This is a genomic window from Pedobacter sp. MR22-3 (assembly GCF_026240075.1).
Classification (GTDB): Bacteria; Bacteroidota; Bacteroidia; order Sphingobacteriales; family Sphingobacteriaceae; genus Pedobacter.
The window spans coordinates 190,548-205,321 of sequence record NZ_JAPIVF010000002.1 but is presented as its reverse complement, the minus strand read 5'-3'; the positions used below and the strand labels follow the sequence as shown (position 1 = coordinate 205,321).

The window sequence follows — 14,774 nt, the reverse complement described above, 5'->3', positions numbered from 1 at the left end:
TGATGATCAATTATAATCGTGGACAAAAGAAATTCGGACCAATAATACCGTTGCGGCCGATTAAAGAAATAGACAGCTCAATACCTCCGTTACTGTTGGATGCCCGGTTAAAGTTGGAAGTATTGACATCATAACTTAAGCCAAATACCATATTGCTGAGTTGTAAACCTACAAAGGCAATTGCGGCATCTTTAACACGGTAATTGCCTCCAAATAAGATATTGGAAGATTGACTTACATTAAGCTGGGCATAAGCGCCCAAGGATATTTCATTGGTATTTCCCTGGTACATCACCAAAGCGTTCGGCACAAGATCTAAAAAATCTGAAGCACGGATTCTGGCTCCACCGTGCCCGGTTAACCGAATCGGGATTCTGGATTCAGTTCCGGTAAAGCGATCAATTGGCCGGGTTAAGTGTGCGGCACTGGCGCCAACAAAAACATTTACATTCTGATTGGGATTGCCATCAAAATACATCACACCAAAGTTAACATCAGGCACCAATGTGGATTGCGACTGAAAGGTTTCACCACTGACCATACCCCCATCATAACCCGTAATCGGATTGAACTGGTTGCCAAATCTGGCTTGCGAATAATCGAAACTCCTGTTGATGATGCCTGCCTGCAAACCAAAATTGAGGGTTTGCAAACCTTCACGTCCAAATCTTAAACGATATGAACCCGATACCAGGGCGGTGAGGTAATTAAAATCAAGTTCACCCGCACGTTGATTCAGGATGGTACCGCCAAATGCAAAGTTTTTTCTGGGTGCCAGATCAAAGGATGCTCCACCCGTTAAAAAGGAACTGTTTAAAGCACCCCATTGCTGCTTAAAATTTACTGATGCACGGTAATCACCATCAATAACACCCGTTAGTGCAGGATTTAGCCAAAGGGGATATGCATAATATTGTGAAAAATGCGGATCAGTTTGTGCAAATAACCCGGAGGTACAGAGTAGCAAACTCAGCATTGCCAGCAATGATCTTAAAGACGATGGTATTTTCATGGTATTTAATTTTGTCTGTTTATATTTTATCCTGCTCATCATTATCTAATTAGCGTTACTGTTCCTTTTTTCATGGTGCTGGTGCCATCGGCAAAATCAGCCTCTACCATGTACACATATACACCAATCGGTTGGTTTATGCCTTTAAATGTTCCATCCCAACCATTAGCCATATTATCAGACTGGAAGATTAACTGTCCCCATTGCGTAAATACCGACATTCTGGCTGATGTGATGGTTGTTCCATAAATCAGGAAGGTATCATTCTTACCGTCATTATTTGGTGTAAATGCATTCGGAATATAAATCTGGTTTCCAAGTGGGTTAGTGGCTCTCGCGGTTACCGGACTCGAATTCGCACTCGTTTGGCAAGCCAACTGACCTCTTGCCCTTACGATAATGGCAACGCTTTGATCTGGTTTTAAACCTGCAGCCAGATAACTCGTTCCGGCAGTGGCTTGCCAGGTTAAGCCGTTATCAGTAGAAATTTCATATCCCAATGCTCCATTTACAGCTAACCATGCGAAGGTTATACTATTTGGAGTAGTAGCTTGCACTATTACTGAAGGCGTAGCCAATACCGGAAGAACCGTTACCGTAACCGGCGTTCTCGTAGCACTGGCACAACCACCAGTTGCGATACTTTCTACATAAAAGATAGTGGTTGCACTGATATTCGGTGTGGTAAACGTAGGGCCTTCACCTAAAACATTTCCATTAACGCTTACATTGTACCATCTGTAAATGATACCCGGTACCGGATTATTTACAGTCAATATGGTATTGCTGCCCGCACAGATTATTCCATTAGCCGCAGTTGCTGATGCAGGTGCACCTGGCACTGGTAAGGCAACTACATTTACCGGAGTTCTTGAGGCTGAAATACATGATCCATTTGCTCCTTCCACATAATAGGTAACATTGGTGCTAATGCCTGGCGTGGTAAATGAAACACCCGTACCCGCAATTGTACCACCCGTTGCCGAAGTATACCAGTTGTAAACTGCACCTGCTTGCGGATTGATTACCGTTAAAACGGCTGTATTCCCAATACACACATTTACATTGGCAGCGTTAACCGCCGGAACAGCTGGTTTTTGATTTACAGTTACTGTAACCCTCACCCTGCCACCATTATTATTACAGCCTCCTGCATTTACTGCTGTTACATAATAATCAGTAGTAGTGGCTAAAGCTGGGGTGTTGTAAGTTAAGCCGGTGAATAATAAGTTTCCACCTGTAGCAGCACTATACCATTCATAAGTAACATCAGTTTGCGCATTGCTGATGACCAGTTGTGTAGTCTCTCCGGAACAAATGCTTGTTCCGGTATTGGCAACCACCGGATTATTTGGTGCACTGTTTACCGTAACGGCTATGGCTAAACCATTACCCGAAGCATTCTCGCATTTATTATCGCCTTTCACACTTACATAATAAGTGGTATTGGCTGTTAAAACTGGTGTGGTAAACACATTGCCAACAAACACTGGTGAGGTTAATGCAGCATCACTATACCAGGTAAATACCGGATTGGTTACCGTATTCGTACTTGCGGTTAATACTGCAGCAACATTTCCACAAACTGACCTGTTTCCGCTTACGGCAACATCAGCCTGCACCGCCCGTGGGTTTACGTTAACCGTAATGGTCTTGGCATTTGCCGCTGAATTCTCACATTTATTGGTGCCTTTAACGGTTACATAATAAGTAGTGCTGGCTGTTAATGCTGGTGTATTAAAGATCGGACCGACAAAGGCAACACTGGTTAATGAAGCATCATTATACCAGGTAAATACCGGATTGGTTACCGTGGTTGAACTGGCATTAATGGTTGCTGTCCCTGAACCACAAATTATTGCAGGCGCAGATAAAGTAATATCTGATGCTGTTGCCGCTTCATTTACATTCACAGTAATTACCCTGGCAGTAGCAGCAGTACTTTCACATCTGTTGTCGCCTTTAACCGTCAGGTAATATCTTGTGGTTCCGTTTAATGATGGTGTGTTAAATGTTGCTCCAACCAAAGCTACGGATGTTAGCGTCGCATCTGTATACCAGGTAAATATTGGATTAGTTACCGTGGTGGTGCTTGCCACTAATGCCGCTGAAGTACCCTGGCAAATGCTTGCATCATTTGCGGAAACATCTGCCACACTTGCAATTGGCGTAACCGTCAGTGCTACCGCTAAAGCACCTCCGGATGCATTTTCACATTTATTATCGCCCCTAACGGTTACATAATAAGCAGTATTGGCGTTTAATACCGGAGTAGTAAACACACTACCGGTAAATACTACTGATGTTAAGGCTGCATCACTGTACCAGGTAAATACCGGGTTGGTTACGGTAGTGCTGCTTGCGGTTAATACAGTGGCCACGCTTCCGCAAATTGATCTTAATCCATTCACGGTAATATCGGCTTGTACAGCCCGTGGATTAATGATTATGGTAACTGGTTTTGCTCCTGCCGCCGTATTTTCACACTTGTTGGTGCCTTTAACCGTTACATAGTATGTTGTGGTTGCGGTTAGGGTTGGTGTGTTAAAAATCGGACCGACAAAGGCAACACTGGTCAGTGAAGCATCATTGTACCAGGTAAATACCGGATTAGTCACTGAGGTTGAACTGGCGTTAAGGATTGCAGTTCCTGAACCACATAGCACCGCTGGTGCAGATAGTACAATATCCGCCGCTGTTGCTGCTTCATTCACATTTACAGTAATTACCCTGGCGGTAGATGCTGAACTTTCACACCTGTTGTCGCCTTTAATGGTCAGGTAATATCGCGTGGTGGCCGTTAATACAGGGGTATTAAAGTTTGCACCTACAAAAGCGACAGTAGTGAGTGCTGCATCAGTGTACCAGGTAAATACCGGGTTGGTCACTGTTGTAGTACTTGCCACCAATGGTGCTGAACTACCCTGGCAAATACTTGCATCATTTGCAGCAACATCTGCTGTACCTGCCACTGGTGTAATGGTGATGGTTACCGGTTTACCTGTATTTGCAGCATTCTCGCATTTGTTATCCCCGCGAACGGTTACATAATAGGTGGTTGTTGCATTTAAAACTGGTGTGGTGAAAACACTGCCAATAAAATTGATATTGGTTAAGGCGGCATCACTGTACCAGGTAAATACCGGATTGGTTACCGTTGGAGAACTTGCTGTTAAGGTAGTACCTCCCCCGGCACAGGCATTGGTATTACCATTCACGATTATATCAGTTGTAGTAGCCAGCGGATTTACGGTTACCACAACTACCTTAGCATCAGCCGCGGTATTTTCACATTTATTGGCCCCTTTAACGGTAACATAATAGGTGGTAGTGGCGGTTAAGCCATTTACGGTAAAGGTTGGTCCTACAAATGCCACACTGGTTAAGGAGGCATCGCTGTACCAGGTAAATACAGGCTGGGTTACGGTTAAACTCGAAGCCATTAGCATGGTGGTCGAACCTGCACAGATTTGCGTATTTGCCACGGTGATATCTGCTGCTGTAGCATATGGTTTTACCGTTACCGTAATCAGTTCAGCCGCATTTGCCGGATTCTCGCATTTATTATCACCTTTAACCGTTACATAATAACTGGTTGTATTGGTTAATACTGGTGTGGTAAATGAGGCACCAACATAAGCTACTGAAGTTAAAGCAGCATCACTGTACCAGGTGTAAACCGGGTTGGTTACGGTAGTGCTTGATGCCGATAGCTGAGTGGTTGAACCCTGACAAATCGAAGTGATTCCATTCAGGTTAATATCCGCAGCGGTAGCAAAAGGGTTTACCGTTATGGTTATTGCCCTGGCTGATGCGGCAGTGTTCTCACATCTGTTATCGCCTTTAACCGTTACATAATAAGTGGTAGAAGCGGTTAACACAGGCGTTGTAAATTGAGCTGTTGTATTTACCGGAATGGTTAAAGCTGCATCGCTATACCAGGTAAACACCGGATTAATTACGGTTGTACTGCTTGCTGATAAAGTAACCGTTGAACCTCCGCAAATGGATGTGGGGCCGGTCAGAATCAGATCGGAAGCTGTTGCTACCGGATTGGTGGTAATAGTTACTTCCTGCGCATTTCCTGGCGTATTGGCGCATTTATTATCACCCCTTACAGTTACATAATATTTGGTGATGCCCGTAATGGCTGGCGTAGTAAATACGGCCGAATTACTTACCACCTGCGTTAAAGCGGCATCACTATACCAGGTAAATACCGGATTTTGAACAGTTGTACTTGCAGCAGTTAAAGTTGTGGTAGCTGATGTACATAATGCTGTATTTCCTGTAACGGTGATATCAGATGCCAGGGCAACTGGAAGAACGGTGATAGTGGCTTTTGTTCTGGTTGGGTTGCTACAGCCATTTGCATTAACAGCTTCTACATAGTAATCATAAGTTCCGGCAGGTAAGCTCGCAGACGTTACAAAACTACTGTTATTGGTCACCAACATATTGCCGTTTACAGCAGCATCATACCAGTTATAAGTGTTGCCCGCTACAGGAACAACGGTTAGCGTAGCTGATGAATTGATACAAGTACTCGCCGGATTGGTTGAAGAAAGCACTGGTGGCACAGGAGGAGCCAAAATGGTTACCGTAACTTTTACTTTAACGGTTTCGCAACCATTGGCACTGGCACTTACGGCATATTCGTAGCTACCTGCCGCCAATGCTGGATCAGTTATAAATGTTGTTCCATCCTTACCAGTTTGATATACGCCACCCAAATACCACTTATAAGTAATTCCGGGCTGAGGATTTTGTACACTTAATGTAGCCGAAGCGCCCTGACAGGCATTAACTGTAGTCGAAGTTACAGCCGGAGCCAGAATACTTCTCTGTGCATAATCAAAATTCACAGCATTTAATGCTCCGAGTAATCCTGAGCCTAATCTCAACTCAACACCATCAAACCGATTGGCTGGCACAAAAGTAAGTATGGCAGAATTTCCTCCGTTCAGCAAACTCAAATTGATTAATGGATTGGAAATGGCAATGGCATCGTTATTTGAAACAGTACCCTGATAAGTTGTTAAGGTTAGGTTTGACAGTAACCCGACAGAAATCAGCTGACCTGGAGTGGTAATTTTTACCCTCAAGGTATCACCAACATTAGATAACCCTGGGAAACCCAACTGTTGGAATACAGATGAACCTAATAATCCAACCGGAATAACCAGACTTGATCCGGTATTAATATTACCATCAATGGCCTGAAGCGGATTAATGACACCTGCACCAATGGTTATTCCCCCGGCTACACCATTGGTTTGGGTAGTTGCTGCCCCACAAGGTGTTGGTATAGGAGTTCCATTCGGAATCACCGTAACCACAACCGCTGTTCTGGTTGAGGTACATCCGCCAGGGATGGTTGCTTCTACATAAAAAGTAGCATTGCTTGATAACGGGTCGGTTACATAATTGGTTCCGGTAAAGATGGGCGTAGTTGCAGTTGCGCTGGTGTACCAGTTAATTGTTGCGCCTGCAGTACTTGATGTTGCCGTTAAGGAAGCAACAGAATTTTCTGAAATGGTAATTGCAGATGGCGTAACTACCGGCGCATCAATATTACCTATGGTAATGGTTGCCGTTGTTCTGGCAGATGCAGCACCGCAACTGTTCACGGCCTCTACAGTATAGCTGGTATTAGTGTTTACATTTGCCACGGTGAAAGTTGTACCATCTAAACCTGCCTGATAAATGTTTGCAGCATCATACCATTTATAAATAGTTCCTGCAACCGGATTTTTTACCTGGAATACCACGGTTGTATTTAAGCAAGCCGTAACATCAGGATCCAATAATTCTGGTACCACAGGAGCTGGATTAACAGTAACGTTTACCACCGTTCTGGCACTTACACAACCTGATGCCGATACCGCAGCTACAAAAAACCGGGTATCACCAGTTAATACAGGCGAGGTAAAAATGATCCCGTCTTTACCAGTTAAATAAGTTCCTGCAGCATCATACCACCTGTAAGTTAAGCTTGATGATGGATTATTAACCACCAGCTGCGTAGTCTGACCCACACAAGCGGTAACATTTGGTGAAACCACTGCCGGTGCCACCAGAATACGCTGGGCATAATTAAAGTTAATGGAAGTCAGTACACCCAAAGCACCCCCATTTAACCGTACTTCTACGGCATCAAAGCTCGTAGCAGGTACAAATGTTACCAATGCTTGTGTATCACCATTTAATAACTGAACATTTAAAAGATTGTTGTTTAGGAATCTTGAATCGCCGTTACTGTTGGTTCCAAGGTAACTCGTGATTTGCGCATTACCCAATAAGCTGAGTGAAAGCAGCCTGCCTGGTGAAGAAACCAAAACCCGTACCGTATCACCAGCGTTGGAAACGGTACCAAAACTTGCTCTCTGGTAAACCGAAGCACCTAATGCACCCACTGGCAATACCAGTGATGAGGCTGTTTCGGTATCGTTATCAATCGCCAATGCCGGATTAAATACGCCTGCCAGTAAGGCTACACCGGTAACACCATTGGTTTGGGCAATCGCAGCTTCGCAGGGAACTGGATTAGCTGTATTGTTACCATCAACAGTAATGGTTACCTGCACCCTGCCGGCAGAAGTACATCCATTAGCCGAAACTGTTTCCACAAAATAACTGGTGGTGGCGGTTAACGGCGGTGTAACATAAGTAGCACCTGTATAAATTGGTGTAGTTGCATTTGCAGCATTGTACCAGTTAAAGGTAACCGCAGGATCTGTAGACGTTGCCGTTAAAATAACGGTTTGACCGGATGTAATTGTCGATGCACTTGCCGTAACAACAGGTAGCACTGGACGAGGATTCACTGTTACTGAAACAGTTGCACGGGTTGCACTTACGCAGCTACCCTGAGCCGCCTCTACATAATAAGTTGTATTTGAATTTAATGCTGGTGTAGTTACCACTGCACCGGTAAATAATAAATTACCTCCAGCCGAAGCGTCGTACCAATTATAGGTAACGCCGGGAACCGGATTGTTAACCGATAAAGTAGCAGGATTACCTGCACAGTAGGTGGCTGCTGCCGCTGTTACTGGTGTAGCCAGTGCAGGTGTAACAGTTACCGTAACCGGAATGCGTAATGTATTTGGACAAGAACCTTTTGATACTTGTATATAGTAAGTAGTGGTTGCTGTTAAAGCCGGTGTGGTAAACGTTCCGCCAACAGCCAGCTGGGTACCACCGGATGGTGCATTATACCAGGCTAGCGTGGTACCTGCATTAGCCGTAGCCGCAAGTGTAGCGGTACTACCGGCACAAATCGTTTGTGCACCAGCGGTAATGGTTGGACTAGGGTATACCATTGTTGCACCGAAAATATCTAAACTGGTTACGGCAGAAACCAAAGCACCAATTCGAACTTCAACCCGGTCAAATGCACCACCCGCAGCTAATGTTGCAGCAAAGCGGCTTCCACTTAATAACTGAAGATTTAATAAGGAAGAACCCAATTGAACTGTTCTGACAACCGTTGTTCCGTTCAGGATATTCACCGTTACATTATTCAGCAACTGAAGATCCAATAATCCACCTGGCAAAGCCAGATCTAATCGTACGCTATCGGTAGCAGAACCAGCTGTTGGAAAAATTAATTGTTGATATCCTGTTGAAGCTACGCCGGCACCCAGGGTAATCCGGGTAGAATTTGTCGCATCAGCATCTGTTGAATTACCGGCACCCGTAATACCACACAACAGGCAGATACCCGTAATGCCACTGTTCTGGCTGTTCGCTGCATTACAGGCCGTACCTGTACCACTTGGGATGACTGTAACCGTCACCGGAACACGACTTGCACTTAAACAGCCTGCGGCGTTAGTGGTTTCAACATAATAGATAGTAGTAGCGCTTAAAACAGGGGTAATGAAAGAAGTTCCGGTGCCTACCTGTGTACCACCTGTTGGTGCATCAAACCAGGCAATGGTATTTCCCGCATCAGCAGTGGCCAGTAAAGTAGTAGATTGTCCGGCATTAATTACCTGACTATTGGTTGTTACAGTGGCTAAAGTTGCAGGTGGATTAATATCAACAGTTACAGCTGTACGCGGGCTAATTGCTGTGCCGGATACCGCTTCCACATAAAATACAGTTTGAGCAGTAATAGCAGGGGTAGTAAATGTACCTGTAGTATTGGTCGCCAGTGGCGCACTTCCTGTAGAAGCATATAAATTATAGGTCACACCAGACAGCAAATTGCTAACCGTTAAAGTTGCAGGTGAACCTACACAAACGGTAGCAGCAGCTACAACCGGCGCATTTATGGTGACTGTTAAGCCATAACCGGTAGTCGCCTTATTGCCGTTAGCATCAGTTGCCGTTAAGGAAATGGTAAATGTACCACCCACCGTTGGCGTGCCTGTAATTTCTCTTGTTGTCGTATTAAATGACAATCCTGCCGGAAGATTGGCGGCCAAATAAGTGTATGGTCCGGTTCCACCCGTAACAGCAGGTAAGGTTACTGTCGGATAGCTATTGCCAACTACCCCATTTGGCAGGGTTGCAGTTGGTAAGTTTAATGCACCGATTACGGTGATGCCATAATTATTGGTTGCAGTTCTGTTCTGGCTATCTGTAACCGTTACCGAAACAACATAATTACCGGCCTGAGTTGGCGTACCCGTAACGTTTCTGGTTACCGGATCAAATGATAAGCCTGGAGGGAGATTAATAGCCACATAACTGTATGGCCCCACTCCACCAGTAGCTGGCGGAATATTCTGAACCGGATAAGCTACATTTTCAGTTCCATCAGCCAGGCTGGCCGGTGGCAATACCAACGGATCCAGGATTGAAATGCTGTAATTGGTCGTGGCGGTTTTTCCCGTTGCATCTGTTACCGTTACAGGTATACTAAAAATACCGGATTCGCCAGGCGTACCCGTAATTTCCCTTGAAGCAGGGTTAAAAGTTAAGCCCAATGGAAGGCCCGTAGCTGAATAGGTGTATGGTGTTGTTCCACCAGTTGCCGATGGAATAGCCTGCGTAGGATAAACAGTTCCCTTAACTCCACTGGCTAAAGTTGCAGGAGGTAAAACCAGCGGATCTGTAACTTTTATCGAGTAATTAGCCGTAATGGTATTTCCATTGGCATCGGTTACCGTAACCGGAATAGTAAAGGTGCCGGTTTGCGTGGGTATGCCTGTAATTTCTCTTGTTGTCGGGTCAAAAGTCAATCCCGGAGGAAGACTATTGGCCGTATAAGTATAAGGGCCAGTTCCACCTGTAGCAGCCGGAATGGTTTGAGGAACATAGGTTGTTCCGGTGACTCCATCAGCCAATACCAGAGGTGCCAGCGCTATTGCCGGAGTTACAGTTAAATTAAAAGTAGCCGTTACACTGCAGTTTTTTGTATCCGTAACCACCACAGAAAATGTTGGTGTTCCTGTTGCGGTTGGCGTACCACTGATTAGACCAGTTGATGATAAAGTTAAACCGGCAGGCAAAGTATTTCCCGCTGCCAGGGCATAGGTAAAACCTGGTGTACCACCGCTTGCCACCGGAAGTTGCCTGTTATATGGTGAAGCAATGGTTGCGTTTGTTAAGGTTGTACCCGAAAATATAATCGGCGGATTTACCGTCACCACTACCGGAATACGTGTAGTATTGGCACAATTTGCGCGGTTTACCTGGATATAATAAGTAGTAGTGTTAGCAATGGCTGGCGTAGTAAAAGTTTCGCCGGCACCAAGCTGTGTTCCGCCAATAGCGGAATCAAACCAGGTAAGTGTTGTACCTCCATTCGCTGTTGCCGCTAAAGTAGCGGTGCCACCGGCACAAATAGACTGGGCACCTGCTGTAATAGTTGGATTTGGATAGATCACTGTGGCACCGTAAACATCTAAGCTGCTCAAGGCAGAAACCAAAGCACCGAAGCTTACCTGAACACGGTCGTAAACCCCACCTGCCTGCACAGTAGCGGTAAATCTGTTTCCACCTAATAAAGTAAGATTCAATAAACTTCCATTGATTTGAACGGTTCTGACAACGGTAGTTCCGTTTAATACACTTATTGTAATATTATTTAAAACATTAACATCTGCCAGTCCTCCCGGTAATCCTAAATCTAAACGGATACTATCTGTTGCAATGCCTGCAGCAGGAAAAATCAATTGCTGATAACCTGTAGCACCGGCACCAACAGCCAGCGAAATCCGGGTAAAATTACTTGCATCGGCATCGGTAGAGTTGCCGGCACCATTCACGGCACACAGCAAACAAATGCCATTGATACCTGTATTCTGACTGCTGGCGGTATTACATGCCGTATTGCCTCCGCCAACAATTACAGTAACGGTTACCGGAACCCGGGATACACTTACGCAACCCGCAGCACTGGTTGTTTGCACATAATAAGTTGTGCTGGCCTGTAATGCCGGCGTGGTAAATGAACCACCAATTCCAACCTGATTTCCACCCGTAGCCGCATCATACCAGGTAATGGTATTTCCGGCATCAGCAGTAGCTGAAAGGGTAGCCGTTTGCCCTGCATTAATAACCAGACTGCTTGTGGTTACCGTAGCCAATGTAGCAGGCGGATTTACCGAGACCGTAACAGCAGTTCTGGCACTTACTGCCGAACCAGAGAAGGCTTCCACAAAAAAGGTAGTTTGAGCGGTAACTGCCGGAGTGGTAAAAACACCTGAAGTACTGGTCTGTAAAACTGAATTTCCTGCCGGACCATATAACCGGTAAGAAACATTTGGCAATACATTACTAACCGTTAATGAAGCAACCGAACCCGAGCAAACCGTTGTAGATGCCACCACCGGCGCATTTACATCTACCGTAATACTGTAAGATGTGGTGGCCTTATTGTTATTGGCATCTGTTGCCGTAACCTGTACGTTAAATACTCCTCCCTGTGTGGGTGTGCCCGAAATTACTCTTGTTGAAGGATCAAAGTTTAAACCCTGCGGAAGATTAACAGCCGCATAGGTATAAGGCCCCGTTCCACCACTTACAGCAGGGATGGTTTGAGCCGGATAACCCGTTCCGACAATGCCGTTTGGTAAAGTAGAGGATGGTAAAGTCAGTGTTCCAACAACCCTGATGCTATAGTTCCCCGTAGCCGTTCTGCCTTCACTATCTGTTGCAGTTATGGAGATAGCATAATTACCTGCCTGAGTTGGCGTACCGCTTAATTGTCTGGTTAACGGATTATAGCTTAAACCAGCCGGAAGGTTACCGGCCAGATAAGTATAGGGTCCTACACCGCCGGTTGCTGCCGGAAGCGTCTGAACCGCATAAGCCACATTTTCAGTACCATCAGCAAGCGTTGCAGAAGGCAATAACAAAGGGTTAATTACCGTAAGCGCATAATTTGTAGTCACTGTTTTTCCATCTACATCTGTGGCCGTTACCGCAACGGTGAATGGACCGGCAACAGTTGGGGTACCGGTAATGGCCCGGGTAACCGGATTGAAAGTTAAGCCGGCAGGTAAACCAGTTGCAGTATAGCTATAAGGCGTAGTACCTCCTGTTGCCGACGGAATAAATTGTGGTGTATAAACCGTACCTGTTGTGCCAACGGCTAAGGTTGCAGCAGGTAACAGGAACGGATTTGTAATTTTAACCGTATAATTTGCGGTGATGGTATTTCCATTGGCATCAGTTGCAGTTACCGGAATGGTATAAACACCCGGTGTAGTTGGCGTTCCTGTAATTTCCCTTGTTGCGGGATTAAAAGTTAAGCCTGCAGGAAGCGGATTCAAAACGGCATAGGTATAAGGCCCTGTACCTCCTGCTGCCGCAGGAATGGTTTGTGTTGGATATGTTGTACCTGTAATTCCCTCTGGCAAAGCAGCGGCTGTTAACGTCAGTGCGGTGGTTACAGTGAGCGTATATGGCACCGTTACATTACAGCCCTTCGAATCAGTGGCGACAATGGAAAAATTATAAACGTTCGGAACCGTAGGTGTACCGGTAATATTACCTGATGGTGAAAGTGTTAATCCCGCTGGCAATGTGCTTCCTGCGGCTAAAGCATAAGTAAAACCAGGTGTACCACCAGTTGCCGGATTGATCTGTTTGCTGTAAGCAGACTGGCTGGTTGCATTTGTTAAAGTTGCACCTGCAAAACTGATCTGTGGATTTACAGTAACCACCACCGGAACCCTTGTTGATTCGGTGGTACAGTTCAGGCGGCGGGCAGCTACATAGTACGTTTTATTCGCGGTTAAAGCGGGTGTGGTAAACGCTGCATTAAATGCTACCGTAGCCAATGGTGATCCACCTTCAACAGCCTCATACCAGATCAATTCATTTGCGCTGTTTGTAGTTGCGGTTAATGCTGCCGGAACATTGTAACATGCCGCTACCGCATTACTGGCAGGAGCCGTAAAAGTTGGCCGACCTGCAGAACGGGTTAAACCATACACGTCAATTGACTGTGTTAAATTTGCATTTAAGAGAGAAGATAGGGTGACCTTTACCCTGTCGAAGGGCCGCCCGGGCGAAAACGGAAGGTTAACTATTGATCCGCTGTTCAGGAGGGTAAGCAATTCCAGGTTTAATAAACTCGGATTTAAAGCTTGTGTATAAACTTCTTCATTCCCATTGTAGGCCGTAACCCTGATATTATTTAAAAGGCCGAGGTTTAACAGCGCAGTAGACGTTTTGAATCTTAAATTAAAGTCATCAGTAGCGTTGGAAGGCGTGGTAAAATAAAAAATCTGACTGGCTGTTCCACCTACAGCGGCAACACCCAAACTGATCTGCGAAAAGTTGGTCTGGTCAGCATCAATTGCCCGGTCGCTGTTAATCACTCCTGAATTGCCAAGGCGCAATGCATCCAGGGAAATTCCAGTCCCTTCGAAACTGGTTAAAAATGCCTGTGCACAAGGATCAGTTCCTGAGGTATGAAATGCATAATAAACTTTAGTTGTATTATTTGCGCCCAGCAAAGCGGCATTGGTAATGTCTCTGATCAATACGCGGTCATAAATCTGGTTTGGTGTAATGGCTACATAAAACCTGCCCAAACCATCTTTAACCAGACGAAGGTTGCTGTTGGTAAACTGTCCACTGCTGGCACCATCAGTTACAATTGTACCTGCCGCATTTTTTGCCGCCACATAAAAACTATGATTGCCTAAAACAACGTTCCCTAAAACATTGGCCAGTAAACCGCCTAAATTACCACCCAACAAGGCATTCAACAGATCAGGATCAGAATCTATTCTAATGTAAGTGGTCGTATTGGCCGGAATATTAGATGGAAATTTCAACTCTATTTCACCACTGTAAGCCAGAATATTTAAAGCTATACCACCTGATGACTTCACCGTTGCAAAAGTATTATCATCAGGAGTAATCGCATTCGCCGCATTATCTACGGTAGTAACCGAACAGGGGCTTAAACCTAAAGCACCACACCCTGTAAGGCTTGTGGCATTAGCTGATGTTGTGACTGAACTGGCATAAATTTTACTTTGCCCATAAGATTTGGAATAAAGCAGCGTTATTATAACGATGAATGCAAATGTTAACACATGTCGTGTTATCCTGCTTACAGATAGATAGGTAAAAATTTTCATCATTTCAGGCGTTATTTAGTTTGATTCCTTCGGGTGATCCTTCGGAAATGTTAGTGACAAATCTACATTCGTGACTTTAACCTGACTTATCCATTTCTATTCATTGTTTCAATAAGCTATCCTATTCATTTTATTCATAAGCGTTATTGTTACCTAATTCATTTCTCCTATTGTTAAAATTTGATGACATTAGCAAAGTCATCATC

At 45.0% G+C, this 14,774-nt stretch carries 2 protein-coding genes; both read right to left on the bottom strand.

Going from position 1 to position 14,774, the window contains the following annotated elements; translation table 11 throughout:
• Nucleotides 1–10 precede the first annotated feature (10 nt).
• Nucleotides 11–1,012 carry a PorP/SprF family type IX secretion system membrane protein gene (locus tag OQ267_RS04660; RefSeq protein ID WP_253249058.1) on the bottom strand — a complete coding sequence of 334 codons (1,002 nt, stop codon included), beginning with the start codon at nt 1,010–1,012 and terminating at the stop codon, nt 11–13.
• Between the two features lie 41 nt (nt 1,013–1,053).
• Nucleotides 1,054–14,571, bottom strand: a complete 13,518-nt coding sequence (locus OQ267_RS04655; protein WP_265835069.1) for a putative Ig domain-containing protein — start codon at nt 14,569–14,571, stop codon at nt 1,054–1,056.
• Nucleotides 14,572–14,774 lie beyond the last annotated feature (203 nt).

Excerpts from the sequence above, each read along its gene's own strand:
- OQ267_RS04655 (WP_265835069.1), bottom strand. The coding sequence starts at position 14,571 with ATGATGAAAATTTTTACCTATCTATCTGTAAGCAGGATAACACGACAT.
- OQ267_RS04660 (WP_253249058.1), bottom strand. The coding sequence starts at position 1,012 with ATGAAAATACCATCGTCTTTAAGATCATTGCTGGCAATGCTGAGTTTG.